Raw genomic sequence first — 25,245 nt, forward strand, 5'->3', positions numbered from 1 at the left:
TCGCTGTGAGGAGTTTTACCATTAAGATATTAAGTTTCATTAAGAAGCAAAGCTTAACTTTTCTTAATCTCTTAATGGTTCAATTTTATAATGAAATGTTTATTTCACTTCGTTGTAAAGTATTTTTATGATTAAGATATAAAACCAAAACCTTAATTTTTCTTAATTCCTTAATGGTTCAATTTTAAATAAAATGTTTTATTTCAAAAGCTCAATTTGATTTCGGTTTAATTTGACCAAACCACGTTGTTCCATTTTTTTTAATAAGCGCGAAATTACTTCTCGTGAGGTATTAAGTTCGGTTGCAATTTCTTGATGTGATACTTTTAGTTCCGTACATCCGCATGCATCTTTATGACGTTTGAGATAAAATTCCAAGCGTTCATCCATAGATCGGAATGCAATACTATCTACAACTTCCAGAACTTCTTCAAAACGACTTCTATAAGTTTCGATTACAAATTCGTACCAACTGCGGTGTTCCATCATCCATTTGTCCATTAGGTTCAACGGAATCATAACTACCGAAACATCTTCGACTACTTTTGCCATAATCTGACTTTTTTCGCTTTTGGTAGCACAAATCATAGATATGGCACAAGCCTGACCTGGTTGCAAATAGTACATAAAAAACTCGCCACCATCTTCGCCTTCACGGTAAATTTTGATTTTGCCTTTGGTTATCAAAACGGTATTTTTTATGTATTGTCCAGTTCGCATTAAGATAGTTCCTGCTTCAGAATCCTGCATAGTAGCATTACTCTCGATAGCTGAAATTAATTCGTTGGAAAAGTTTGGAAAAATGTTTTTTAAAGGAGTTTGCATTGATGTTGTTTTTTGACATTTAGAAAATAATAATTTTTCTTTATCTCTTAATGTTGAAATCTTATATCGAAATTTTATTTTTTGTCACGAATTTGTTTCGCCTGTTCGACTTTTAGTCTCGAGTCACGAATTAATCCATGAAACTTGTTTCGGCTATTTTTGTTAAAATGACTTCAAGAAGTATAATTTATTACAAATATAACCGATTATTATGGTATTAATTAGCTAGAATTTTTATTTAAGTGGCAATTTACTCAAATAATAATATCCTATTTTCTATGGGTTTTGTAGACTGTATTTTTAAAAATCATTTGTAGAAAACAGAATTCATTGATTATTATATCTTTGCTAAAACGTTTTCTACGAATTATAATATAATTCATAAAACAATGGTTTATAGTTTGCTAAAAACGTTGTAATTTTACCTAAAAATACGATATCATGAATTTATCACAAGAAGATTGGGTAGCTCAATTTGAAGCTGACGAAAATGCAGTTCTACTTGATGTAAGAACTGAAGACGAATACAATGATGGCTATATAGAAAATGCTCTTAATATTGATATCAATAAAGGACAGGCTTTTATTTATGAGCTAGAAGAATTAGATAAAAATAAAAATTATTATGTGTACTGTCGCTCTGGAGCCAGAAGTGCAAAAGCGTGCCAAATAATGAATGAAATGGGGTTTAATAACGCCTATAATTTATTAGGAGGTATACTGGATTGGGACGGAGAAACCGTAACACCATAAAGAAATAAGAAGAGGCGCGTGCCTCTTTTTTATTTTCTAAAAACTAAATAACCAAAAAACTAAAATAACCGAATAATGAGTTTTATACCAGAGGAATACCAAATAAATACTCCATTGGTACAGGATACTTATCTTGTAAACGGAGAGTTAAAAAAATGGACAGGGCAAACCACACCTGTTTTTTCTACCATATCATCTACTGAAAAATATACGCCAACTTTATTGGGATCTATTCCTTTTATGGGAGAGGCCGAAGCTATGGAAGTTGTAGAATCTGCAACTGCAGCTTATAATAAAGGACAAGGTTTATGGCCTACAATGAAAGTTGTGGATCGTATAAAATGTATGGAGAATTTTGTTTCCCAAATGAAAACTACCCGTACCGAAGTTGTAAAACTATTGATGTGGGAAATCGGGAAATCATTAGGAGATTCAGAGAAAGAGTTTGACAGAACGGTAGAGTATATTTACGATACTATCGAAAGTTATAAAGAATTAAATTCTCGTGGAGCAAGTTTCTCTAAAGTACAAGGAATAAATGCCATGGTACGTAGAGGACCTCTAGGAGTTGTATTATGTCTAGGACCTTACAATTACCCATTAAACGAAACATTCTCATTGCTTATTCCGGCATTGATAATGGGGAATCCTGTAATTTTTAAGCCAGCAAAACACGGTGTATTATTATTGTCACCTTTATTAGAAGCTTTTAGAAGTAGTTTCCCTAAAGGAGCGATTAATATTGTTTATGGTAGAGGTAGAGAAGTAGCATCGCCAATAATGAAATCTGGAAAAGTCGATATCCTGGCTTTAATAGGAAATAGTAAATCGGCTATTGCATTACAAGACCAACACCCTAATAAAAACAGATTACGATTGGTATTAGGTCTAGAAGCAAAAAATCCTGCGATAATCTTACCAGATGCCGATTTAGATTTAGCAATCCAAGAATGTATTGTTGGGACTTTATCGTTTAACGGGCAACGTTGTACTGCGCTAAAGATTTTATATGTACATGAATCTATAGCCGAAGAATTTAATAAACGCTTTGCAGCAAAAGTAGATTCGTTGGTTTTTGGGAATCCATGGGATAAATCAGTTTCGCTTACGCCACTTCCTGAGCCAGAGAAGCCACATTATATTCAGGAATTAATATATGATGCTACTCATAAAGGAGCAAAAATAATTAATGAAAAAGGAGGATTACATACAGAGAATTTTATTTTCCCAGCTGTATTATTCCCTATAAATAAAAAAATGCGTGTATATCACGAAGAACAATTTGGCCCTGTAGTACCTATCTTGACCTTTAAGGATATTCAGGAACCATTAAACGATATGGCCGAGTCTAATTACGGACAACAAGTAAGTTTGTTTGGTAAAGATATCAAAACTATTGCACCACTTATTGATACCTTGGTAAATTTAGTGTGCAGGGTAAATCTGAATAGTTCTTGCCAGAGAGGACCAGACGTTTTCCCATTTACAGGTCGTAAAGATTCGGCTGTAGGAACCTTAAGTATTCACGATGCCTTGCGTTCGTTCTCTATAAGAACCTTTGTAGCATCAAAAGATAATGATTACAATAATGCCATTTTGCAAGAATTATTAAATAGTAAAGAATCGAATTTTATTAATACCGATTATATCTTGTAGTAGCTATTTTTTAATGTTTAAAGCCGTCTTAATCCATCTGGAATAAGGCGGTTTTTTTTATTTTTATATATAAAGAGAGTTTATTTATTTTGTAGTATTTTTGCTTCAATATATTATATAGAATTATAAAAATACCATGAAAAATTTTACGTTCCTTTTTCTTTTCTTATTTTCTTTTCAATCTTGGTCACAGTCAGATCAAAAAACGTGGCTGCAAAAGAATAAATACGATTCGGCTATTTCTTATTTTGATAAAAATGAATTTGATGCAGCAGCAGACTTTTTTTTATTTGCTTATAAAATAAAACCAGAATCTGAATTAGGTAAAATTTCTAAGAATAAATTTGATTCGTTAAAACCAGTTATCAGAAAAAAACTAATTGATAAATTGGTTGGAACATGGAAAATGAACGGAAATATTCCGAGTTGGTCACATAAGAACATACAGAGTAATAAACTTGATAATGAGCTGATGATTGTTGATTCTGATAAAATCTCATATTATTTGCAAAATAGCACTACCAAAGAAATGAAACTAGTTAAAACCGAAGAGATTGTTTTTTATGATTCTTTTGAAAAAAATAACCATATAACCGAAATCATGACTTCGGATAAGCAATTATGGAGTTATTATATAGATGAATATTCAAAAAATCTTCGAGCCATAAATACAGGCAAAATTACCAATAAAGGCAAAACTAAAATTGATTTAGATAATGATGAAATATATTATATACGAATCGATTAGTAAATACTCGATAGTATAATTTGAATAATATTTTAAGCCGTCTTATTTCCATTTGGAATAAGGCGGTTTTTTTATTCTGTTAAAAAAGGTTTGAGGATTGTGTTATCTGTGTAATTCGATATAATTATTTGATGATAATATAAGATAATAGAATAAATTTGAATAATAATTGTAACAACTTTGCACTATTCCTAACTAATCAAGAATACTATTGATAACCATCAAAATTAACTAATTATGAAAAGAAAAATATCCCAATTGTTATTATTTGCATGCATAGGTATGGTACAATATAGTTTTGCGCAAGAACTGTATATGCCAAGAAATATAAAAGAAGCTTACGCAAAAGGAACTCGTTCTATGGATGGGAAACCGGGAAAAAACTATTGGCAGAATCATGGTAAATATACAATTGATGTAACAGTAAATCCTGATACTAAAATTGTAAGCGGTACAGAAACTATTATTTATGAAAACAATAGTAATGATACATTACGGAATTTACCAATTAGGTTTGTAAACAATCTTCATAAACCATCATCGCCAAGAAGCGGAAGTGTTAGTGATGATTTCCTGAGTGATGGATTAACAATTACATCTTTAAAAATAGAAGGAGAAACCTATAAAGAAAACGGCAGAAGCTGGGGAACGGTTGGGAACGTAAAAATGAATAAACCAATGCTTCCTCATTCTAAAATTACAATTAATATCGATTGGAATTATCCTTTATCTAAAGAAAGTGGGAGAGAAGGACAAATAGATAATACAACATTCTTTGTTGCTTATTGTTATCCTCGCGTTACGGTTTTTGATGATTACAACAATTGGGATAGATTGCCTCACACTGATCGTCAGGAGTTTTATAATGATTTTAATGATTATGTATATTCAGTAAAAGCACCTAAAAATTACGTGGTTTATGGAACCGGAGATTTATTAAATCCAGATGAAGTTCTACAAACAGAATTTTCGGCACGATTAAAAAAATCATATACTACAGATGAGATTTTGCACATAGCAAACGAACAAGAAATGAAAAGTGGTTCGGTGACCAAACAAAACGATTGGAATATCTGGAAATTTGAAGCAAAAAACATTTCGGATGTTTGTTTTGGTTTAAGCGATCATTATTTATGGGATGCAAGTAGTGTTGTTGTAGATAAAAAGACAAATCGTCGTGCAAGTGTTCAGGCAGCTTACGATATAAAAGGAACTGATTTTGTTGTTTCTGTAAAAAATAACAGATATGCCTTGGATTGGTTTTCCAACAATTGGCCAGGAGTTCCATATCCATTTTCTAAAATGACAGCTTTTCAGGGATTTGCCGATATGGAATATCCAATGATGTGTAATGATTCTCAGATGGGAGATCCTGTTTTTGCACAATTAGTACAAGATCATGAAGTAGCACATACTTATTTTCCTTTTTATATGGGAATAAACGAAACACGTTATGCATTTATGGATGAAGGTTGGGCAACCACATTCGAATATTTAATTGGTATTTCGCAACACGGTAAAGAAGCTGCAGATAATTTTTATAAAAAATTTAGAATAAATGATTACATAAATGATCCAGCTACCGAAGAAGATCAGCCAATAATAACAATGTCTACACAAGTTTCTGGACCAGGATATGGAAACAATTCTTATGGTAAGGCATCATTATCTTACATTGCTTTAAAAGATTTGTTGGGAGAAGACCTTTTTAAGAAATCACTACATGCTTATATGGATAATTGGAATGGTAAACATCCTATTCCGTGGGATTATTTTAATTCATTTAATACAGCTTCGGGTAAAAATCTGAATTGGTTTTTTGAAAATTGGTTCTTTACAAATAATTATATTGATATCTATATTGATAAAGTTGATGTAAAAGCAAAAAGTACAATAGTTTATATTAAAAATAAAGGAGGATTTGCAATCCCTTTTGATGTAATTGTTGTGTATGCAGATGGTACAACAGATACATTACACGAAACTCCTGCAACATGGAAAGGCAACCAAAAGAAAACTTCTGTAAATTTTAATACAACCAAAGCAGTAAAATCGGTAATTATAGATGGTGGAATTTTTGTAGATGCAACACCAATTGATAATACTTGGTCAGCTAAATAATGGTTTTGTGAAATTTTATTTAACACATAGAAACATAGATTGTATGTGTAAATAAGAATGTAAAAAGAAAATCATTTCTTTCATATGGTTCTAGATCTGTGCTTTTAAAATAAGTGAAACACCTTTTTTTAGTATATAAAATCTATGTTTCTATGTGTTAAAATTTATTATACGCAACAGGTTAGTTTTAGAAAATAAAAAACCGTCTCTTTCTTATAGTAGGAGACGGTTTTGTTTTATAAAGAGTTTTCTTTTTATCGGGTAAAAACCAAATGATTTCCTTTAGAAAGATTAGCATCAAATTGATATCCTTCGTAATTAAAACCTTTTAAATCATCAATAGTTTCGGCATTAGTATCTATAATATAACGCACCATCATTCCTCTTGCTTTTTTGGCAAAGAAGCTAATTATTTTAAGTTTTCCGTTTTTATAATCTTTAAAGTCTGGTGTAATTACTGGCACTTTTAAAGCCTTAACATCTACAGCCGAGAAATACTCATTACTCGCAAGATTTACAAACAATTCCCCTTTTTTAAGTTCCTTGTTTAATGTTTTTGTAACCGTTTCTTTCCAGAATTCATATAGGTTTTTTGCTTCGCCAATAGGTAATTTAGTTCCCATCTCTAATCGGTAAGCCTGAATTAAATCTAATGGTTTTAAAATCCCGTATAAACCAGATAGTATGCGTAGTTTGTCTTGTAAAACATCTAGTTTCTCTACCGGAATTGTATAAGCATCTAAACCAGTATATACGTCACCATCAAAAGTAAATATTGCAGGACGTGCATTTTCGGGTGTAAAAGGAGTTTTCCATTCCTGATTACGTTGCCAGTTTAACTGAGCTAGTTTGTCTGAAATATCCATTAATTCAGATAATTCCGAAGGTTTTTTTACTTTTAAAACTTTATGAACTTGTCTGGCTTCTTTTAGTAAGCTAGCTTCAGTATATTGAGAAGTTGGTAATTCTTTTTCGAAATTTAAAGACTTTGCAGGCGATATAACAATTTTCATTTTCTACTTTTTTGTACAGATTCAAAAGTACAAATTGAAATCAAAAGAATAACAGATACAGATTGATTTGTTTGATACCATCATAAAGGCATCATATTAAAAGGCTATTTTACCCTTTAGCGGGGATTATTTTAACACATAGAAACATAGATTTTGGCACTCTCAAAAAATGCATTTCACTTATTCTAAAAGTACAAAGCTGGCTATGTGAAAGAAATGTATTTCTTTTAGTATTCTTTATTACACATACAATCTATGTTTTTATGTGTTAAATGAAATTTTTGTGATGCAAGTTGGGTTAATACACGAAGCAATTGTACTCAGCGGGTTGTTTTAATAGAATAAATAAGAGGAAAATTGTGGATAAAAAACAGTTTGCTATTTGTAACGGATAGTTTTTGTCGAAATTATGAAGCTGAAAATGCTAAATAATAAAAAAAATACCCTCTAGATTATAAAAGGCGTACAGTATGTTGTAAATTTGCGCACGGTAAAATTATCAATATATTATTTTACTGTTATTTTATAAAAATTAGAGAATTCGTGGCTAAAAAAACAAATTATAAAGGTGCTTTGCAAAATAAAATCTTCGAAATTATTTCGCAAGCCTCTCAAGAACTTAATGTAGATAGTTACGTAATTGGAGGTTTTGTAAGGGACTTACTTTTAAATCGAAATTCAAAAAAAGATATTGATGTCGTTGCCGTAGGAAGCGGAATCGAATTGGCATTAAAAGTTTCAGAATTACTTCCAAAACAACCCAAAGTACAGGTTTTTAAAACATACGGAACAGCCATGTTGCGTTTTGAAGATACCGATATTGAATTTGTTGGAGCACGAAAAGAATCTTATCATTTTGACAGCCGAAATCCTGTTGTAGAAAACGGAACGCTGGAGGATGACCAGAATCGTCGTGATTTTACTATAAATGCACTAGCATTATCTTTAAATCCTGATACTTTCGGAGATTTGTCAGATCCTTTTGAAGGATTGAGCGATTTAGAAAATAAAATTATCAAAACTCCTTTAGATCCAGATATTACTTATTCGGATGATCCATTGCGTATGTTGCGTGCAATACGTTTTGCAAACCAACTAGGATTTGAAATTGAAGAAAATTCGCTGAAAGCAATTACAAAAAATGCTGAGCGACTTAATATTATTTCAGGTGAGCGTATTGTCGATGAATTAAATAAAATCCTTTCTACAGATAAACCTTCAGTTGGGTTTTTATTATTGTTTAAAACAGGACTTCTTGATATTATTTTGCCCGAATTAACGGCATTGAATCAAGTAGAAGAAATAGAAGGACATACACATAAAAATAATTTTTACCACACCTTAGAGGTTGTCGATAATATTTGTCCGAATACCGATGATGTTTGGTTGCGTTGGTCAGCTTTGTTGCATGATATTGGGAAAGCTCCAACAAAACGTTTCAATAAAAAACAAGGTTGGACGTTTCACGGACATGAGTTTTTAGGCGGTAAAATGGCTAAAAAAATATTCGAACGTTTACATATGCCATTAAATCACAAAATGAAATTTGTGCAAAAAATGGTGATTATGAGTTCTCGTCCAATTGTTTTATCACAAGATGTTGTTACAGATAGCGCCGTTCGTCGTTTGGTTTTTGATGCAGGTGAAGATGTAGAGAATTTAATGATTTTGTGCGAAGCCGATATCACAACAAAAAATCCAAGTAAATTCAAGAAATATCATAAAAATTTTGAGATTGTACGAAAGAAAATTGTTGAGGTAGAAGAGCGAGATCACATTCGAAATTTTCAACCACCAATTTCGGGAGAAGAGATTATGGAAATTTATAATCTAAAACCTTCCAGAGAAATAGGCGTTTTAAAAGAAGCTATTAAGGAAGCCATTCTAGAAGGTGAAATACCAAATGAATATCAAGCAGCTTATGACTTTATGCTCAAAAGAGGAGAAAAGCTTGGCTTAAAGAAAGGTTCAAAGGAATAGAGGTTCAAAGGTTTTCTGTAGAGGCGCACAGCAGTGCGTCTTTGTAAAGAAATAAAGAACTTAGTGTCTCAGTGCCTTAGCATCTTAGAGCCTTAATTAAAAATATTAGAGAATTATTAACCCAAAATAGGAGAGTCTGCAATTTTGCACCTCAAGTAATAAAATGAAAAGAGAAAATAAATCAGTAATCATTTGGCTTTTGTCAGGATGTTTTTTATTGTTTTTAATGGTTGTAGTAGGAGGGATTACCCGACTTACAAACTCAGGATTATCAATGACCGATTGGCATTTGGTAACCGATACTTTTCCGCCTATGAGTGAGGCAAAATGGAATGAAGCTTTTGAGCAATACAAGAAGTTTCCAGAATATCAAAAAATTAATATTCATAATGATTTCCAACTTTCAGATTATAAAATGATTTATTTCTGGGAATGGTTTCACCGTTTTATCGGTCGTATCATTGGTTTGGTTTTCTTTATTCCTTTTGTTTATTTCTTAATCAAGAAGAGATTAGATAGTTCTACTATAAAAAAATGTATTGTACTTCTGGCAATGGGAGCTTTTCAAGGTTTCTTAGGATGGTTTATGGTACGTAGCGGATTAATAGATAATCCAGATGTAAGTCATTTTAGACTTTCACTGCATTTAACTTTTGCATTTGTAACCTTTGCATACACGTTATGGGTGGCGCTAGACTTAATTTATCCAGAAAGAAATAAAATTACCATTAATGTTACGCTTCGTAATATTGCAAGGATTGCGTTAGTTCTCCTTTTAATACAAATTATATATGGTGGGTTTGTTGCGGGTTTAAATGCTGGATTAATTCATAACCATTGGCCATTAATGAGTGACGGACAATTTATTCATGATTCAGTTTTTATTGAACAGTCTACACTTGTAAAAAACTTGATAGAAGGTAAAAGTGGTGTACAGTTTGTACATAGAACATTTGCTTATGTTGTTGTTGCTATTATTCTTTTCTTATACTTTAAAAGCACACAATTTGCTCTTAGCAAAACACAATCTAATGGAATTAAAACGTTAGTTGTCTTTGTGTTTTTACAGTTTATTTTAGGTGTTTTTACACTTTTATATCATGTACCAATTGCATTAGGTTTGATTCACCAAATAATGGCATTTTTCCTTTTAAGCGCCATGACTTATACTTTACACAGACTAAGTAAATAAGCTATATCATGAAAAAAGTGTATCTGTTCCTTTCCCTTGTTTTTGTATGTTTTACCCATGCTCAAAAGAAACCTCAGCCTTTGGTTATTTTGGATGCTAAAAAAATAGGGTATATGGATCAGGTACAAAATATCTTGGAACCTATAAATCCAAATGATATTTCGACAATGACAGTATATAAAGATGCTAATTCAAAGAAATACGGGTCAGATTCTGGAGTTATTATAATTACTACTAAGAAATATATTCTTGATACTTTTTATAAAAATAATATCGAAAACTCACCATTAAAATTAGAAATTCCATCAGCCGAATATCTATCAAAAATAGGAGTAGTATCAGATAAGCCAAAGAGTAAGAATCAGACTTATGATGAATTGTTGAGGTATATTGATACAAATACAGTCAATAATAAAATAGAAAAAATAGAATCGATAGTTTTTATTAAACCAGCAGATTCTCAAAAATTAAACCCTGATTGGAAATTCGGAGCAATAGAAATTACTCCAGCAGAATAAAGTTACAGAGTTACAGAGGTTCATAGTTACAAAGGCTCAAAGGGAAAAACTTTGCGAACCTTGCGTATCCCTTTGTGAATTTTGCGGTTAATTTTATACCACAGATTAGAAAAATTTAAATGTTATTTATTTGTAATCAATAGATTAATAAATAATTATTTTTTTCGTAAATTACACTGACTATATTGTCGCAACTCTTTTGTTTATAATAACATAGATGTCTAAACTTGCTGCACAAGATAAATTTTATGATTTATCAGATTATGGAAGACCTTTTGGAAGGTTTTTTGCGAAAAAGTTACAAAACACACGATTTACACCTATAGATGTAACCTTGCTTTTTGGAATTACTGGGTTAATTGCGATTTATTGTATTCTGGAAAAGTACTTTTATTGGGCAGGTTTTTTTATAATATTAAAGTCTATTATTGATGCCGCCGACGGAGAATTGGCACGGATAAAAAAAACACCCTCCTATACAGGAAGATATCTCGATAGTATATTTGATATTATTTTGAATTTTCTGTTCTTAATAAGTATTTGTTACGTTTCTAAAACTACACTACCTATTACAATCCTAGCTTTTTTATGTATACAATTACAAGGTACATTATACAATTATTACTATGTTATTTTACGAAATAAATCGGTAGGAGGAGACAGAACCAGCAAAATATTTGAAGATAAAATCCCTAAAGCATTACCAGGCGAAAATCAAAAATCAGTTGTCTTTTTACATCAGGTTTATATTATTGTATATGGTCTTTTTGATAAAATAATACATATGCTAGATAGTGATGCTTATAAGGTTAAAACATTCCCAAACTGGTTTATGACTTTCGTTTCATTATACGGATTAGGCTTTCAGCTATTGCTTATCGCACTTATGTTGGCAATGGATGGAATCGAATATATAGCACCCTTTTTCATCGGATATTCTGTTCTTATTTTTGTAATGATAGGAATCAGGAAGTATTTTTATCCAGTGACGTAGTAATATTTAACCGCAAAGAGCGCAAAGGGATACGCAAAGGTTCGCAAAGTTTTTAAATCCGTTTAATCTTTTAATTCTATCTAACTCTTTGCGAAAGGAACGCGGATTATACGGATTCGCTATCGCGAAAACACGGATTAAAACGGATTTTATTTTTGATTGTTTTTAAATCAGTTTTAATCCGCGGCTTTACTTTTGTAAATCCGTATTATCCGCGTCCCTTATAGACAATCCTAAGTTAGCAACTCTTTACTTTGTCCGTTCGCTATCGCTCGGGTGTCAAAGTCTTAAAATATTTTCTTTTAATCTGTGGTAAAAAAAATAACTGCAGAGTTCGCAAAGTTTCACCCTTTGAACCTTTGTAGCTATGAACCTCTGTACCTTTTAAATTCTTTTAAATCCGTGGCTAAAAAAAACTACCCAATCCAGTTTTTAAAATCAGAAACTTTCTCGCGACTTACAATTACCTCATCATCTTTATAAGTAGGTAAAATTATTTTAAGACGTGAATTACTGTACAATACAATTTCTTTGATGGCTGGAAGCGGAATAATAAATTTTCGGCTTACGCGATAAAAATCTTTAGGGTCAAGTTCTTGTTCTAGAATTTCTAGAGTAGAATCGATTAAGTAATTCCTGTTATCTGTAGTATGCAAATAAGTACCTTTGTTTTCGCTAAAAAAACATTCAACCTCATCTGTTCCAATTACTTTTAAATGCTGTCCGATTTTAACGGTGAACCTTTTTTTATATATTTTTTCGAAAGGATTTGAAAGCATTTTTTTAATCTGCTCAAAATCGATTTCAAGGTTTTGGGTCGTGTTCTCTACTTTTGGCAAACGAGATTTAAATTTAGAAACAGCTACATCCAAATCATCCTCATCGATAGGTTTTAAAAGATAATCGATGCTATTGAGTTTAAAAGCTTTTAAGGCATATTCATCATAAGCAGTTGTAAAAATTACGGCACTTTTGATGTCAATCTTTTCAAAAATTTCAAACGATAATCCATCCGATAACTGAATATCAAGAAATATTAAATCAGGATGTTCGTTTTGAGAAAACCAATCGATTGCTTCTACAACAGAGTGAAGCATTACAGTTACGGGAACGTTTATTTTATCAAGTTTGCGTTGTAATAACCGAGCGGCAGGTTTTTCGTCTTCTATAATTATTGTTCTCATTTTTTGGTTTGGCAAAGGTTTTGGTTGGTTAAAAGTAATAGTTAAAATTTAATCAGAAAATATTTTTTATCTTTTTATTTAGTTGAGAACAACGAAAGTTATTCCCATTTTTGATTGGCTTCTTTCTCCATAAATTCTTTTATTTTTCGTTCTTCCCAATCCGTACTAAAAAATAAATTTCTTCCAAATACAGAGAAGCCATGAGCTGCCAGACCAATACCCCAAAAGAGAGCGGTAGAGAAAGTTTCCCATTGCCAGAATTTTTCGTTCCCAATAATACCATGGCTTGTACTGGCAATAAGAATAAATATATTTACAAAAACATATATCATTAAGTGAGAGTAAAAGCCTTTTATTCTGCGCATTCTTTTATAGGCTAAATTATAACGTTCGTCATTTGTTATATTTTCATCATAATTAGTATAATCTCCAAACATGTGTCTTTTTAATCGTCCCATTTTGATTTAATTTAAGGTTATTGCCATTTTTTGTTTCTGGATTTTTCTTTATCCATGAATTCTTTTATTTTTTGTTTTTCCCATTCTTTATCGAAGAAAGGAAAACAATTAAAAACTTTTAATCCGTGAAATAGTACTCCTAATCCCCACCATAATAATGGCCAATAAAACCATAAATAATCAGGGCTGTAGATTAAATTAATGAATAACAAAATAAGGTTAACTAGTATATAGGATGTCAGATTACTATAGAACCCTTTAATGTCATCTACTTTTCTTTTGGCGATAAGATAACGGTCGTCATATTGATTATTCTCTTCCATTATTTCCAGTTTTGTTTGTTTTCTTGTTTTCTTAGAATTTCCTGAATTTTTCTTTCTTCCCAGTTAGAACTGTATCCAAATACTTTAAAAGCATGCATAAGTAAGCCAAAACCCCAGCCTAAAGCCGAGAACCAAAACCATTGAAATCCAGGTGAGAATTTCAGGTTTATAAAAATAAGTAGTGGAATTACACAACAATAAGAAATCAAGTTTCCATAAAAACCTTTAAGTTCTTCAACTCTCTTTTTTGCTCTGTAATAAGCACCATTTTCACTATAATCTGATGTTGTTTCCATGGTAGTAATTTGTTTTGTTAAAATTGGTATTCTAACAGTAAATGTTGCAGCATTTTGCTCAATAAGTACTTTTCGATTGGTAATAATACCATAACGGTTTACGATATTTTGCAATCCTACACCTTGACGATCTTGTAATACTTCTTTTTTTTGAAAATCATTTTGAACGGCTAGATAATCTTTCTCAATAAATATCCGAATGTGTAAAGGTCTTTGTTCGCTAACCACATTATGTTTTACAGTGTTTTCTAGTAAAAGTTGTAATGATAGCGGAACTACTCTGGCTTCGGGGCTAATACCTTGTGTAGGTAACTCATAAAATAAACTATTCTCAAAACGCATTTTTAATAAATTCATATACGTTTTTGCAAAAGCCAATTCATCATCTACCGATACGAGTTCTTTGTCTTTTTGTTCTAATACGTAACGATAAATTTTAGATAACGAGGTTGTGAAGCGTTGTGCATTATCTGGGTTTTCTTCTATTAATGAACTTAGAACATTTAAACTATTAAAAAGAAAATGGGGATCAATTTGGTTCTTTAAGCTTTCGAATTTTGCAGAAGCAGTTCCTGCAATAATTTTTTGTTCCTTAACTCGATTTTCATTGTATGCTTTATAGAAATGTAATGCATGAAAAATTAGCAGTACAATAAAAGTAATAATCGAAGTTTCTATATAATCTGCGGGGTTTTCATTTGCCAAAAAGATAGTTATAGGTTTTCCTCCTAAGATAACTTCTAGAAAAATGCGAAGAAAGAATATAGCGATTATAGAGAGAAAAAAAGAACTTACAAAACCAATTATTATACGTTTTAGAGTATAAGGGTCAGCTTTAAATACTTTGTCTAAAAAAGCAAATAATGAAGCGTTAACAATATATAATGTAACACTATACAACATGCAGCATAAAAAATAAATATATAAATCAGGAGTAAAAACTTCAGTTCCTACCGAAATGAATTTGATTAAAAAAGACACTAAAAAAATTACAGTCCCGATGAATAAAGCTTTAATTATATGTGGTTTTAAATGCATTATTTTCTTTTTTAGAGTTATCGATCACTAATTACTTCAGAAAGTAATTAGTGATCTTAACAAATTTTATTTACAAGTTTTTTGAACTTCAAGAGCTCTTTCTAGACCCCATTTTGGAGAAAAAGGAGTTTCAGGTTTAAAAGTAGCAAAAAGTCCGATAGCTTTGTCAACTTGTGCGCACAAAGGTTTTGTGTCAGCTCCTGTCCATTTTGCACCACCCAATTGAAAGTCGGCTTTACCAAAAACAACTCTAGGATTCTCTGGAGCTAATGCTTCGGCTTTGTTATACATTTCCATAGTTTTAGCCGAATATTTCATTCCGTTTGTCATAGGATCAGATACAACCCAGGCAGTATAAATTAAAGCTTGTAGTACATAAAGCTCAGCATTTTTTTGATCTTTAATCATTTCGATATTCAATGCATTTTGAGCTTTTGTAAGTAACAAATCTATTTGTGTTTTGTCTTGAGTTTTAAAAGCAGATGTTGTATTTATTAATGCAACATAATAATTAGGTAACCAACTTGTTTTTTCGGCAGCAGCAATTCTTTCAAATAAATCAGATGCTTCGGTATTTTTTCCTTCTTTCCAAAGCCCAAATGCTTTTCCCATTCCTTGCTCAAATTGTGTTTGTGCTGTTAAAAAACTGCAAATAAATAATGTGATTACTGTAATAAGTTTTGTCATGATTTCTTGTTTTAAGGTTTAGTTATTTTTTGATGATTGAAACGTTTGTTAATTTATACTTCAAAAGTATTATAGTTTTTACTCTCTTTAAATTTTATGTTACTGAGTTGTTGAATTTTAGGGATGAATTGGTTTTTTTCTTAAGGTTCTAAGGTTCTGAGTGGCAAAGGTTCAAAGGTTTTCTTAAGCTCTAAGATTCTTAGTTACTAAGTTTTTTAAAATTCTAAGGAACTTAGTTACTTAGTGACTCAGTACCTCAGAACCTTTTCCACACAATACTAGGAAAACCTTAGTACCTCAGAACCTTTGCCACTTTGAACCTTCTGCTAAAGATTCTTCAACTGATTCTCGTTTTTATTATCACTGATAGTCCAGAAGAAACCAACAAAGAAAAATCTGTCTGCAGTAGGTGTAACGGCTTGTCTGTTATAAACTCCGGTTGCATCGGGAGTTCTGGCGTAATCATATCCGAATACATTTTTAGTTCCTAAAACATTCGAAACCGAGAAGTATAAGATTTTTTGAGTCGTTAATAAATAAGCCCAGCTAAAACTTAAACTATTGTATGATTTTGTTTTTCCGTTCATGAATTTCGTTTCATTAGGATTGTTGTAAGGTCTTCCTGTGCTAAAACTGTTTGTTAAACCAACTTGAGATTTCCAATCGGTAATAAAATATTTGGTTACAACAGATAAGTTTTGATTGGCAACAAAATCGGGAGTTACGCTTGTTGGGAAATTTTTATAATCTCTTTTGGTATCAATATAAGAGTAGGAAATCCAGTATTCCAGGTTTTTATATAATTTACTATCTCTCCAGAATATATCGATTCCTTTGGCATAACCAGAACCATTGTTATTAAAAACCGAATTGTATTGAATGTTTTGCGTATCGTATTTTACTAGATTGCTATAATCTTTATAATAAGCTTCGGCTCTAAAAGTGCGTCCTGTTTTGTTGTACTGAAAGTTTAAGATATAATGCGCTGCTTTTTCGCTTTCAAACTGATGGTATTTTGAGTATTTGATGTAATCAACAACAGGAGTTTGTGTAAAGTCTCCATAAGCAAGTGAAAACTGACTGTTCTTTGCTACTTTATATCCCAATGAAATTCTTGGCGCTAATGCAGTTTCATCAAGCAAACTATTATTAGAGGCTCTAAGACCTACTTTTGCAGCTAGTTTACTAGAAAAAGAAATCTCAGTTTCGGCATAAATGGCAGCAATGTTAGAGTCGTAACCATTAGTAATTGTAGGAGTTAAATTATCTTCAAAATCTTCACGGTACTTAGTAATAAAATAATCAGCTCCAAAGGATAGTTTCACTCTGTTTGAAAGGCTCTTTTTTAGTTTGAATTTAAGATGAGCAGCATTTTCATCATCGTTTAAATGATCAATGTCGATATCTTTATTATTACTGCTATAACCGTAACTCAATCCCGAAGTAACTTGCCAGTTGCTACCAAATGTACCGTTATAAACAGTGTTTAGATAGAAGTTATTATTTACCAAATTAACCCTTATTTTATCTGCAAAATTTATGTTTTTCTGATTCAGGTCAATTTTTTCAGAATCAAAAGCAGCATATAATTTTAAGGTACCATTGTTAAAATGATAACGATACACACTTTCGCCAGAAATAGATTGATACGGCTGATTCCAATCAACATCTTGTTTTACAACCGATTGATAAGGCGCTAGGTTAATATAACTCACATTAACACTTACCGAACTTTTATTCCATTTTTTAGTATGTCCAACTCCCAATCCTACAGTCATCATAGCAATTTCAGTTTTGTTTTGGTCAGGTTCATCCTTAGTATTCAGTAATAATACACTCGATAAAGCTTCGCCATATTCAGCCGAATAACCTCCTGTAGAAAAAGCAATACCACTAAATAAGAAAGGAGAAAAACGACCACGAGTAGGTAAGTTCTGAACCGTTGCACCGTAAGGCTGAGAAACTCTAATACCATCAACAAAAGTTTGTGTTTCGTTAGCTTCTCCACCACGAACGAATAAACGTCCGTCTTCTCCCACACTCTGAGTTCCCGGTAAGGTTTGCAAAGCAGCAATAATATTTCCAGCAGAACCTGCAGTGGTAACAATATCCATAGCTTTTAAGACCGAAACCCTGGCTTTATCGCCAGATTCCATAGTTCCGGCAGTAATAACAACGGCGTCTAATGAGTTTACACTTTCCTTTAGCTTTATAGTCTGATTTTTAAAATTAGCAGGATCTATTGATGTGGTATACGTTTCATAAATTAAAAAACTCACTATTAATATTTGATTTCCAGAAGTTTCGGTTGTAAATGAGAATTCTCCGTTTTCTGCACTTGTAGCCCCATCATAAGTGCCATCTATATATATGTTTGCTCCAGCGATTGGTTTTCCTTTTGTGTCAACTACTTTTCCCGAAAGGGTTTTTTGAGCAAAAATAGCGGTGCTTAGTAATAAAAATAAGATTGTAAAAACGGATTTAGTTTTTAGTCCCATTACGTTTTTCTTTAATTCTAGAAGCTTGGTTTTCATGTTTTTTGATTTTGATGAGACAAATATATTTTGTTAATTTTAACATTAAAATATTAAGTAACCCAATTGTAGAATTTTGAGGATGAGTTGTAAATTACTTATTTGTATCTTAGCTTCTGCATTTCTAAAAGCGATTTATTATGTCAGAAAATAAAAGAATTTCAAGTCTATATCAGTCCATTTATAATGGAAACCCTTGGTTAGAAGTTAATTTAGCAAATACTTTAAAAGATGTAAATGCAGATCAGGCTTACAAGAAAATAAATCCTAATTTAAATACGATTTGGGAAATTGTAAATCACCTTATACAATGGAGAAGAAATATTTTAAGACGTGTTCAGGGAGAGGTAATAACAACTCCCGATCATAATTACTTTGTGCCTATTATAGATCCATCCGAAGCTGCTTGGGAACAATCACTTCAAAGCTTGGATAAATCACAAGAATTATGGAATTCATTTTTAGAGAATTTCGATGATGCCGATTTAGATAAAATATATGCTAATAATAATCATACTTATTACGAACATATTCATGGAATTATTCAGCATGACGTTTATCACTTAGGTCAAATTGTTATTCTTAAAAAAATGCTTAAAACGGTATAAAACACTTTATGAAAAAAACAATCTTATTACTCGTGTTTTTGTTTATGAATGTTATCGTATTTTCGCAGGAAACGGAGGTTAAATTTGACGAGAATTTAGCAAAATCCCTAAATGCGGACGATTACGGAATGAAGAAATACGTTTTCTGTCTTTTAAAATCAGGAACAAACACAACGGCTTCAAAAGAAGAAAGCAAAAAGTTATTTGAAGGACATATGGCTAATATTGGCAAATTAGCCAAAGAAGGTAAATTGGTTGTTGCTGGGCCTTTTATGAAGAACGATAAAAATTATAGAGGGATTTATATTTTTAATGTAGCAACTATTGAAGAAGCAAAAGAGCTTGTTGCAACTGATCCGGCAATAAATGCAAATTTGCTTGAAGCCGAATTAATACCTTGGTACGCAACTGCAGCTTTACAGGAAACATTAAAAATCCACGAAAAAATCGCCAAGAAAAAAATGTAATATTACTTATGATAACCGAAAAAGAAAAAATGATTGCTGGAGATTACTATTTAGCAGGAGATCCAATTTTAGTAAAAGATCGTAGAAGAGCTAAAAATTTATTGCATCGTTTAAATGTAACTGAATATCGTTTGACTAAAAAAGCCAAACTAATCTTAGAAGAGTTAATCCCAAATACAGGCAAGAGTTTTTATATAGAACCACCGTTTCATTGTGATTACGGATACAATATAACTTGCGGCGATAATGTTTATTTTAATGTAAACTGCGTTGTTTTAGATTGTGCTCCGGTAAATATTGGATCGAATGTATTTTTTGCACCCAATGTTCAAATTTATACCGCTACACATCCGCTTGACGCAGAATTAAGAAAAACATTAGAAAGCGCATTGCCAATTTCCATAGGAGATGATTGCTGGATAGGAGGAAACTCGGTAATATGTCCGGGAGTAACTATCGGTAAAGGTTGTGTAATAGGAGCGGGGTCGGTTGTTACAAAAGACATTCCGGATAATTCGCTTGCAGTTGGAAATCCAGCCAAAGTGATTAGAAAATTAAATCAGGAATCAGAAAATAAAAACTAATGCTTTCATTAAATAAAGTTCACCATATTGCCATTATTTGTAGTGATTACAATAAATCAAAATTGTTCTACACAGAGATTATGGGCTTAACCATAATTAGAGAAATTTACCGCGAAGAGCGCCAGTCGTATAAACTAGATTTAGCTTTAAATGGGGAATATATTGTTGAGCTATTTTCGTTTCCAAATCCGCCAGCACGAACTTCCAGACCAGAAGCTGCAGGTATGCGTCATTTGGCTTTTGAAGTATCTGATTTAGACGAAACAATTGCGTTTTTAGCATCAAAAAATGTTGCTTATGAAGCAATACGAATTGATGAAACAACTCAAAAACGATTTACTTTTATAGCAGATCCAGATGATTTACCAATAGAGTTTTACGAAAGGTAGTTTTCTTACATTGCTGTTAAAAAAATGCAATATTATTATAATTTAAAACGATTACGGTTATGTTTCTCTAAATTTGCAAACCACTTATAAAAAGTGAGTTTAAACTTCAAACTTCTGATGAACAAAACGGCGCAAATCAAAAAGAATCATCAATTTATTAAATTTCGAAAATTAGTTATTGTCTCTGTTTTAATTGGTTTTCTCTCGGCTTTTTTAGGAATTTCACTCAAGAAAATTACGGAGTATTACGAAGAAATATTTTTTCATCAGGCTACAGTAAATCCAATTTTTTATGTTGTTTTCCCTGTTTTCGGACTTTCGATAATTTATTTTTTACGTCAGTATTTATTCAAGAAAAAAGAAAATAAAGGAATCAAAGAAGTTTTTGAAAGTACACAATCAAAGTCTAAAAACTTACCTAATTATAAAATTCCATCGCACTTTATAAATGGCTTATTAACGGTTATTTTTGGAGGGTCAACAGGAATCGAAGTTTCTACAGTTGTTGCAACAGCGACTATTGGTTCGGTAGCACAGCAAAAAGAAAATATTTTTCGCAAGTATAAAACCGAGCTAATTTGTGCAGGAGTTGCAGCGGGAGTTACAGCATTATTTAGTAGCCCGATTGCAGGAATTTTATTTGCAATCGAAGTAATTTCAAGAAAAGTAACCCGAGCATTTATAATTTCAAATTTAATTGCAGTTTCTATCGCTTTTGGCTTAATCACGATTTTAAACGAGGGTCCATTATTTGCAGTAAAAATTACAACTTGGCACTTAAAAGCGATTCCGTATTTTATACTTTTAGGTATTTTGGCAGGAATCAATTCGGTTTATTTAACCCGTTGTGTATTGTTTTTTAAAGGGCAGTTCTCTAAGATAGAAACACATTATTATAAAATCATTTTAGGTTCGATAGTATTGAGTGTTTCCCTATTTATATTTCCACAACTTTACGGAGAAGGATATCATGCTATAAATGGAATTTTTAGTAATTCGGCTATTCCGTTAACGCTTACATTAACTTTTACTTTTATTGGGATTTTACTTTTAAAACCTATTGTAACCTCTATAACATTAGCTTCTGGCGGCGATGGTGGTGTTTTTGCACCAAGTCTTTTTATAGGAGCATTTTTAGGATTACTATTAGCATCGGTTTTAAATACGTTTTTTAATGCACAGGTAATTCCATTAAACTTTATGGTAATTGGTATGGCAGCTGTTTTAAGCGCTAGTATTCATGCGCCATTTACCGCTATCTTCTTAGTTTGCGGACTAACGAATGATTACACATTATTTTTACCAATCTTAGTTGTTTGCTTGATTTCTAAGTACACGGCAAAAATGATTTATCCGCACACAGTTTATACATTTTTACCAAGCATAGCAAAATAAATAATTTATGGGTGTTGACAAAATAAAAAGAAGCTACCGCAAAACAAGATATATACTTTATAAAGAAACCTTAGTTAATTCCAAAGAGATATTCTGGTCTTTCTTAGGTTCGTTTGTGGGTATCGGAATAATCGCTTATACACAAACGCAACATTTTACAGGTTCAGATTTAGTGTATTTAATTGGTTCGTTTGGAGCTTCGAGTGTTTTGGTTTACGGAGAAGTTAGAAGTCCGTTTTCGCAACCCCGTAACCTTGTTGGAGGTCATGTAATTTCGGCATTTATAGGCGTTACAGTGCAACAATTGGCGCCAGATATAGTTTGGATTACAGCACCATTGGCAGTGTCACTTTCTATTGTTTGTATGCAAGTAACCAAAACATTGCATCCGCCAGGAGGAGCAACGGCACTTATTGCAGTTACAGGATCTGCCCAATTAAAAGGGTTAGGATATTGGTACGTTTTATCGCCAGTATTAACAGGAGTCTTAATATTGCTTATAGTGGCTTTGGTATTTAATAATCTTACCTCATACCGTAAATATCCAAGTCATAATAAATACCACAATACATACCATAAGTTCCGAAGAAGATTAAGCAAGAAAATATCTCCAAATAGCTAAAGAATGTGACCGTTAATAACTATTTAGGGCTAAATAGTAACAGGGAAAATATAACTTCCGTAATTTTGTAAACTATGAAATTACGAAGTTTAAATAACGACGACACAACCTTAGAATTTTACATTCCGGATTACTCATCAAAATTAGAAATTCCTTTTTTTGATGTAGGCATTAGCGCGGGATTTCCATCTCCTGCTGATGATTTTATCGAACTAACGATAGACCTCAACAAAGAATTTATCAAAAACAAAGACACCACTTTTTTTGCCAAAGTAAAAGGGCATTCTATGAAAGATGTTGGAATAAGCGATGGTGATTTGTTGATTATTGATAAAAGTCTGGAACCCCAAAATAATAAAATTGCAGTTTGTCAAGTTGATGGTAAATTCACAGTAAAACGTATTAAAATAGAAAAAGATATTGTCTGGCTTATCGCCGAAAATGAAGACTACGAACCTATAAAAGTTACATCAGAAAATGAGCTTTTAATTTGGGGAATTGTAGTTCATTCGATAAAATCTTTTTAAGGGCATAATATAATCACAATATTGTCTTTCTGAGGAACGAAGAATCTCCGTGAGTAATTCCGTAATCTTTGGCGAGCTACTAGTGGAGATTCTTCGTTCCTCAGAAAGACAAGTTTATGGGACACAATCTTTGTCAAAGTTCAAAACTTTGACAAAGATATAATTTGTGAAAATTCGTGTAATTCGCAGCAAAAAAAAAACACAATCCAGTATCGTAGAGACGCACCGTAGTGCGTCTAAACACACACACACACACAGAGATTTTTGCAGAGAAATAAAAAGATAATCTCATATAATATAAAATGTTTGCTTTAGTCGATTGTAATAATTTTTATGCCTCTTGCCAAAGGGTATTCGAACCGCATTTGATAGGAAAACCAGTTGTTATCCTTTCTAATAATGATGGTTGTGTTATTTCGCGTTCTGATGAAGCAAAGTTGGCTGGAGTTCCTATGGGAGCACCAGCATTTAAATTTGAAGCACTGTTTAAAGAAAAGAATATTTATGTGTATTCTTCTAATTATGCATTGTACGGAGATATGAGTAATCGGGTAATGAATATGCTTAGAACATATACTCCCGATATCGAATTATATAGTATTGATGAAGCTTTCTTGAAATTCTCAGGTTTCGAATTATTCGATTTGAATGAATTGGGACTCGATATGCGAAAAAAGATTACAAGAGGAACAGGAATCCCTGTAAGTATTGGTTTTGCACCAACGAAAGCTTTGGCAAAAGTGGCAAATAAAATCGCAAGAAAATTTGCCGAAAGAACTCAAAATGTCTACACGATAGATACAGACGAGAAAAGAATCAAAGCCTTAAAATGGACAAAGATTGAGGATGTTTGGGGAATAGGAAGAAAGCATGCCAAACGCTTAAAGCAAAAGAATATCCTAACGGCATATCAGTTTACACAATTATCTGATGCTTGGGTGCGAAAAGAAATGGCAGTTGTAGGACTCAGACTAAAACATGAGTTAGAAGGAAAACCGACACTAGATTTAGAAGCACCACGAAATAAAAAGATGATTGCGACTACACGTTCATTTGAAACAAAATATGCCACTTACGATGAGATTTCGGAACGTGTAAGCACTTTTACAGCTTCGTGTGCCGAGAAATTAAGACGTCAGAATTGTCATTGCAATATGGTAACGGTTTTTATCCAAACAAATTATTTGGCAAACGATCAATCTCAATATTCCCGTAGTATTACTATACATACGGATTTTCCAACCAATTCAACAATCGAGCTGAATCAAGCAGCACAAAAAGGATTAAAAGAAATTTACAAGAGTGGATATTCTTATAAAAGAGCAGGAGTTGTTGTTATGGGCTTAACGCCAAATGACGAAACGCAACTTAATTTATTCAGTACTTCTAATCCGAAGCATCAACCATTGATGAGTGTTATCGATAAAATGAATTTAAGCTTTGGTGATAACAAAGTTAAATTCGGCGTACAATCATTAGGGCGACAATGGAAAATGAAACAAGAACGATTATCTCCCAAATTCTCTACGAAACTTACAGATGTTATTACGATTGAAGTGTGATATTTTTTAGCCACGAATTACGCTAATTTTCACTAATTGTATTGTGCTTATCTTTGATTGTCTAAAAAAAAGTACGCGGATAAAAACGGATTTTTCCTTTATGAATTAGGCTCGAATCTTTGTCAAAGTTCAAAACTTTGACAAAGATTGTATTGTAATTTTAGGAAGGAATATATTGTAGTCCTTCGACTCCGCTCAGGATGACAAAACTTGTGTAAATCCGTTTTTATCCGCGTTTTCGCGATAGCGAATCTGCCTCATCCGCGTTCCATTTTTCACAACGCACTCACATAATTTTAGCATTAAAAAAAATATGTTGTATCTTTGAATTTCAAAATTTTATATGATTTCAAAAACTCACATATTCTTTTTTGTTTTCTTGTTTGGGCTCTTTTTGATGCCAATACAAGCAGAAGCGTGTGGAATGAAATCTGAAAAAAAGAAACATACAACCGAAAAAGCACAAACAAAATCAACTGATGATTGTTGTGGTTCTAAGTCCAATAAAAAAGGAAAAGAAGGTTGTAATGATAAATGCAGCCATTCTAATTGTCGTTGTGTTACCATTATTTCGGTACTTACTTCAGAAAAACAAGAGGAAGTTGCATTGAATTGTTTTAATTTCTCTAATAAAAAACACTTCTTTGATGCTCATGAAGATGCTTTATCTTCAGGATTTTATACTATTTGGTCTCCGCCAAAAATAAGCTAAAAGTTTTCTGTGATAGCCATAAGTGCGTCTAATAGAAAATGTTAACTTTAGGTATTCAA

At 32.1% G+C, this 25,245-nt stretch carries 25 protein-coding genes; 17 read left to right on the top strand and 8 right to left on the bottom strand.

The features are described from left to right. Window positions 1-198: 198 nt before the first annotated feature. Entirely contained in the window at window positions 199-825 is a 627-nt protein-coding gene (locus tag IW20_RS08825) for a Crp/Fnr family transcriptional regulator (protein ID WP_035621025.1), read from the bottom strand. 441 nt (window positions 826-1,266) lie between these two features. On the opposite strand from IW20_RS08825, the gene IW20_RS08830 reads away from it, so the two are divergent. The 4 genes from IW20_RS08830 (at window position 1,267) to IW20_RS08845 (ending at window position 6,103) form a co-directional block, all read left to right on the top strand. Beyond that, window positions 1,267-1,578 (top strand): rhodanese-like domain-containing protein, encoded by a 312-nt coding sequence (locus IW20_RS08830; protein ID WP_035621028.1) that lies wholly within the window; start codon window positions 1,267-1,269, stop codon window positions 1,576-1,578. 75 nt (window positions 1,579-1,653) lie between these two features. Then, window positions 1,654-3,234, top strand: a complete 1,581-nt coding sequence (locus tag IW20_RS08835) for an NADP-dependent glyceraldehyde-3-phosphate dehydrogenase (protein ID WP_035621031.1) — start codon at window positions 1,654-1,656, stop codon at window positions 3,232-3,234. 136 nt (window positions 3,235-3,370) lie between these two features. Continuing rightward, complete coding sequence (locus IW20_RS08840) at window positions 3,371-3,982, top strand: hypothetical protein (RefSeq protein ID WP_035621034.1); 612 nt, start codon at window positions 3,371-3,373, stop codon at window positions 3,980-3,982. A gap of 237 nt (window positions 3,983-4,219) precedes the next feature. Further along, window positions 4,220-6,103 (top strand): M1 family metallopeptidase, encoded by a 1,884-nt coding sequence (locus IW20_RS08845; protein ID WP_081912459.1) that lies wholly within the window; start codon window positions 4,220-4,222, stop codon window positions 6,101-6,103. Window positions 6,104-6,357: 254 nt separating this feature from the next. Here IW20_RS08845 and yaaA read toward each other — a convergent pair whose 3' ends face one another. Further along, entirely contained in the window at window positions 6,358-7,116 is a 759-nt protein-coding gene (gene yaaA / locus IW20_RS08850; protein WP_035621036.1) for a peroxide stress protein YaaA, read from the bottom strand. Window positions 7,117-7,659: 543 nt separating this feature from the next. Here yaaA and IW20_RS08855 point away from each other — a divergent pair. The 4 genes from IW20_RS08855 to IW20_RS08870 all read left to right on the top strand — a co-directional run bounded on the left by IW20_RS08855 (window position 7,660) and on the right by IW20_RS08870 (window position 11,800). Then, complete coding sequence (locus IW20_RS08855; protein ID WP_035621039.1) at window positions 7,660-9,096, top strand: CCA tRNA nucleotidyltransferase; 1,437 nt, start codon at window positions 7,660-7,662, stop codon at window positions 9,094-9,096. 163 nt (window positions 9,097-9,259) lie between these two features. Continuing rightward, the gene (locus IW20_RS08860) at window positions 9,260-10,288 is read left to right on the top strand and encodes a COX15/CtaA family protein (protein ID WP_035621041.1); all 1,029 of its coding nucleotides are present in this window, start codon (window positions 9,260-9,262) and stop codon (window positions 10,286-10,288) included. A gap of 8 nt (window positions 10,289-10,296) precedes the next feature. Then, window positions 10,297-10,806 carry a TonB-dependent receptor gene (locus IW20_RS08865; RefSeq protein WP_035621043.1) on the top strand — a complete coding sequence of 170 codons (510 nt, stop codon included), beginning with the start codon at window positions 10,297-10,299 and terminating at the stop codon, window positions 10,804-10,806. 217 nt (window positions 10,807-11,023) lie between these two features. Continuing rightward, complete coding sequence (locus IW20_RS08870; RefSeq protein ID WP_035621046.1) at window positions 11,024-11,800, top strand: CDP-alcohol phosphatidyltransferase family protein; 777 nt, start codon at window positions 11,024-11,026, stop codon at window positions 11,798-11,800. A 416-nt stretch (window positions 11,801-12,216) separates the two neighbouring features. Here the strand turns inward: IW20_RS08870 and IW20_RS08875 are convergent, their stop codons facing one another. The 6 genes from IW20_RS08875 to IW20_RS08900 form a co-directional block, all read right to left on the bottom strand. Continuing rightward, the gene (locus IW20_RS08875) at window positions 12,217-12,984 is read right to left on the bottom strand and encodes a LytR/AlgR family response regulator transcription factor (RefSeq protein ID WP_035621048.1); all 768 of its coding nucleotides are present in this window, start codon (window positions 12,982-12,984) and stop codon (window positions 12,217-12,219) included. Between the two features lie 98 nt (window positions 12,985-13,082). Continuing rightward, window positions 13,083-13,442 (bottom strand): 2TM domain-containing protein, encoded by a 360-nt coding sequence (locus IW20_RS08880; RefSeq protein ID WP_035621050.1) that lies wholly within the window; start codon window positions 13,440-13,442, stop codon window positions 13,083-13,085. Between the two features lie 17 nt (window positions 13,443-13,459). Beyond that, window positions 13,460-13,765, bottom strand: coding sequence for a 2TM domain-containing protein (locus IW20_RS08885; RefSeq protein WP_035621052.1), 306 nt, complete (start codon window positions 13,763-13,765; stop codon window positions 13,460-13,462). After that, window positions 13,765-15,099 (bottom strand): 2TM domain-containing protein, encoded by a 1,335-nt coding sequence (locus tag IW20_RS08890; protein ID WP_035621054.1) that lies wholly within the window; start codon window positions 15,097-15,099, stop codon window positions 13,765-13,767. The genes IW20_RS08885 and IW20_RS08890 overlap by 1 nt, the downstream gene beginning before the upstream one ends. 66 nt (window positions 15,100-15,165) lie before the next feature. After that, the gene (locus tag IW20_RS08895) at window positions 15,166-15,786 is read right to left on the bottom strand and encodes a hypothetical protein (protein WP_035621056.1); all 621 of its coding nucleotides are present in this window, start codon (window positions 15,784-15,786) and stop codon (window positions 15,166-15,168) included. 326 nt (window positions 15,787-16,112) lie between these two features. Further along, the gene (locus tag IW20_RS08900) at window positions 16,113-18,320 is read right to left on the bottom strand and encodes a TonB-dependent receptor (RefSeq protein ID WP_240478470.1); all 2,208 of its coding nucleotides are present in this window, start codon (window positions 18,318-18,320) and stop codon (window positions 16,113-16,115) included. A gap of 140 nt (window positions 18,321-18,460) precedes the next feature. Here IW20_RS08900 and IW20_RS08905 point away from each other — a divergent pair, with 140 nt between their 5' ends. From IW20_RS08905 to IW20_RS08945, 9 genes are all read left to right on the top strand, one after another. After that, on the top strand, window positions 18,461-18,928 hold the full coding sequence (locus IW20_RS08905) for a DinB family protein (RefSeq protein ID WP_035621058.1): 468 nt from the start codon (window positions 18,461-18,463) through the stop codon (window positions 18,926-18,928). An 8-nt stretch (window positions 18,929-18,936) separates the two neighbouring features. Continuing rightward, the gene (locus IW20_RS08910) at window positions 18,937-19,395 is read left to right on the top strand and encodes a YciI family protein (RefSeq protein WP_051885659.1); all 459 of its coding nucleotides are present in this window, start codon (window positions 18,937-18,939) and stop codon (window positions 19,393-19,395) included. Window positions 19,396-19,403: 8 nt separating this feature from the next. Then, window positions 19,404-19,979, top strand: coding sequence for a sugar O-acetyltransferase (locus IW20_RS08915; protein ID WP_035621060.1), 576 nt, complete (start codon window positions 19,404-19,406; stop codon window positions 19,977-19,979). Beyond that, a complete protein-coding gene (gene gloA2, locus IW20_RS08920; protein ID WP_035621062.1) occupies window positions 19,979-20,368 on the top strand; it encodes an SMU1112c/YaeR family gloxylase I-like metalloprotein in 390 nt (129 codons plus the stop codon). Before IW20_RS08915 ends, gloA2 begins: the two co-directional genes overlap by 1 nt. A 117-nt stretch (window positions 20,369-20,485) precedes the next feature. Next, entirely contained in the window at window positions 20,486-21,763 is a 1,278-nt protein-coding gene (locus tag IW20_RS08925) for a chloride channel protein (protein WP_051885661.1), read from the top strand. A 7-nt stretch (window positions 21,764-21,770) separates the two neighbouring features. Beyond that, complete coding sequence (locus IW20_RS08930) at window positions 21,771-22,385, top strand: HPP family protein (RefSeq protein ID WP_035621065.1); 615 nt, start codon at window positions 21,771-21,773, stop codon at window positions 22,383-22,385. Window positions 22,386-22,459: 74 nt separating this feature from the next. After that, window positions 22,460-22,912, top strand: a complete 453-nt coding sequence (locus IW20_RS08935; RefSeq protein ID WP_035621066.1) for a LexA family protein — start codon at window positions 22,460-22,462, stop codon at window positions 22,910-22,912. Between the two features lie 302 nt (window positions 22,913-23,214). Next, complete coding sequence (locus IW20_RS08940) at window positions 23,215-24,474, top strand: Y-family DNA polymerase (protein WP_035621067.1); 1,260 nt, start codon at window positions 23,215-23,217, stop codon at window positions 24,472-24,474. Between the two features lie 343 nt (window positions 24,475-24,817). After that, window positions 24,818-25,186, top strand: coding sequence for a hypothetical protein (locus IW20_RS08945; protein WP_123869403.1), 369 nt, complete (start codon window positions 24,818-24,820; stop codon window positions 25,184-25,186). Window positions 25,187-25,245: the final 59 nt, after the last annotated feature.

Source organism: Flavobacterium hydatis (assembly GCF_000737695.1).
Taxonomy (GTDB): Bacteria; Bacteroidota; Bacteroidia; order Flavobacteriales; family Flavobacteriaceae; genus Flavobacterium; species Flavobacterium hydatis.

Excerpts from the sequence above, each read along its gene's own strand:
- IW20_RS08905 (WP_035621058.1), top strand. The coding sequence starts at position 18,461 with ATGTCAGAAAATAAAAGAATTTCAAGTCTATATCAGTCCATTTATAAT.
- IW20_RS08930 (WP_035621065.1), top strand. The coding sequence starts at position 21,771 with ATGGGTGTTGACAAAATAAAAAGAAGCTACCGCAAAACAAGATATATA.
- IW20_RS08890 (WP_035621054.1), bottom strand. The coding sequence starts at position 15,099 with ATGCATTTAAAACCACATATAATTAAAGCTTTATTCATCGGGACTGTA.
- IW20_RS08875 (WP_035621048.1), bottom strand. The coding sequence starts at position 12,984 with ATGAGAACAATAATTATAGAAGACGAAAAACCTGCCGCTCGGTTATTA.
- IW20_RS08825 (WP_035621025.1), bottom strand. The coding sequence starts at position 825 with ATGCAAACTCCTTTAAAAAACATTTTTCCAAACTTTTCCAACGAATTA.
- IW20_RS08895 (WP_035621056.1), bottom strand. The coding sequence starts at position 15,786 with ATGACAAAACTTATTACAGTAATCACATTATTTATTTGCAGTTTTTTA.
- IW20_RS08945 (WP_123869403.1), top strand. The coding sequence starts at position 24,818 with ATGATTTCAAAAACTCACATATTCTTTTTTGTTTTCTTGTTTGGGCTC.
- IW20_RS08845 (WP_081912459.1), top strand. The coding sequence starts at position 4,220 with ATGAAAAGAAAAATATCCCAATTGTTATTATTTGCATGCATAGGTATG.
- IW20_RS08940 (WP_035621067.1), top strand. The coding sequence starts at position 23,215 with ATGTTTGCTTTAGTCGATTGTAATAATTTTTATGCCTCTTGCCAAAGG.
- IW20_RS08880 (WP_035621050.1), bottom strand. The coding sequence starts at position 13,442 with ATGGGACGATTAAAAAGACACATGTTTGGAGATTATACTAATTATGAT.
- IW20_RS08935 (WP_035621066.1), top strand. The coding sequence starts at position 22,460 with ATGAAATTACGAAGTTTAAATAACGACGACACAACCTTAGAATTTTAC.
- IW20_RS08915 (WP_035621060.1), top strand. The coding sequence starts at position 19,404 with ATGATAACCGAAAAAGAAAAAATGATTGCTGGAGATTACTATTTAGCA.
- IW20_RS08840 (WP_035621034.1), top strand. The coding sequence starts at position 3,371 with ATGAAAAATTTTACGTTCCTTTTTCTTTTCTTATTTTCTTTTCAATCT.
- IW20_RS08870 (WP_035621046.1), top strand. The coding sequence starts at position 11,024 with ATGTCTAAACTTGCTGCACAAGATAAATTTTATGATTTATCAGATTAT.
- IW20_RS08860 (WP_035621041.1), top strand. The coding sequence starts at position 9,260 with ATGAAAAGAGAAAATAAATCAGTAATCATTTGGCTTTTGTCAGGATGT.
- IW20_RS08900 (WP_240478470.1), bottom strand. The coding sequence starts at position 18,320 with ATGAAAACCAAGCTTCTAGAATTAAAGAAAAACGTAATGGGACTAAAA.
- IW20_RS08865 (WP_035621043.1), top strand. The coding sequence starts at position 10,297 with ATGAAAAAAGTGTATCTGTTCCTTTCCCTTGTTTTTGTATGTTTTACC.
- gloA2 (WP_035621062.1), top strand. The coding sequence starts at position 19,979 with ATGCTTTCATTAAATAAAGTTCACCATATTGCCATTATTTGTAGTGAT.
- IW20_RS08925 (WP_051885661.1), top strand. The coding sequence starts at position 20,486 with ATGAACAAAACGGCGCAAATCAAAAAGAATCATCAATTTATTAAATTT.
- yaaA (WP_035621036.1), bottom strand. The coding sequence starts at position 7,116 with ATGAAAATTGTTATATCGCCTGCAAAGTCTTTAAATTTCGAAAAAGAA.
- IW20_RS08835 (WP_035621031.1), top strand. The coding sequence starts at position 1,654 with ATGAGTTTTATACCAGAGGAATACCAAATAAATACTCCATTGGTACAG.
- IW20_RS08885 (WP_035621052.1), bottom strand. The coding sequence starts at position 13,765 with ATGGAAGAGAATAATCAATATGACGACCGTTATCTTATCGCCAAAAGA.
- IW20_RS08910 (WP_051885659.1), top strand. The coding sequence starts at position 18,937 with ATGAAAAAAACAATCTTATTACTCGTGTTTTTGTTTATGAATGTTATC.
- IW20_RS08830 (WP_035621028.1), top strand. The coding sequence starts at position 1,267 with ATGAATTTATCACAAGAAGATTGGGTAGCTCAATTTGAAGCTGACGAA.